Raw genomic sequence first — 532 nt, 5'->3', positions numbered from 1 at the left:
ATTATGAAGCGTATTTGACTCAAGTAGTGTGGCAGACCGCGCTACTTATCGTCGTTTTTGTGGCTTTACTGTTGGCCGCCGCACGCGTAATGCTGCGCCAAACTCAGTATCTCAATGAAGCCATCAAATTAATGGCGAGCAAAAACTTGTCGGTACCGTTTGGTATGGACTGTAAAGATGAATACGGAGATGTGGCACGAGAGCTAGAGAAAACGCGTCGCCAACTGCATGACGTGATTCAAATGCAAATCAACGCCTCAGACGAGCTAGCGACACTGACGGAAGTGATGACACTGAGCATGTCAGAAACTAAAGAGTCGGCGCAGGAAGAATTCAACGAGATTGACCAACTGGCGACGGCCATGAGTGAGATGTCATCGACCGTACAAACGGTGGCTGATCATGCTCAAACAGCTTCTTCTTTGACGGAACAGGCGTCCACGCAAGCCGTAACGGGTCAACAGTTCTTGCAAAGCACAGTGGCGAAAATGAGCGAGCTATCTTCAGATATTGCTTCTTCTGCACAAGCCGT

Annotated in this window: 1 pseudogene; it reads left to right on the top strand. The window is 48.9% G+C overall.

What is annotated here, in order from left to right:
- Positions 1-532: pseudogene (locus tag R7Z47_RS26645) on the top strand (methyl-accepting chemotaxis protein); the annotation flags it as partial.

It is taken from the genome of Vibrio sp. 1641, from assembly GCF_033339995.1.
Taxonomy (GTDB): Bacteria; Pseudomonadota; Gammaproteobacteria; order Enterobacterales; family Vibrionaceae; genus Vibrio; species Vibrio alginolyticus.
The sequence above is the reverse complement of the archived record's forward strand: the minus strand, read 5'-3'. Positions and strand labels throughout refer to the sequence as shown.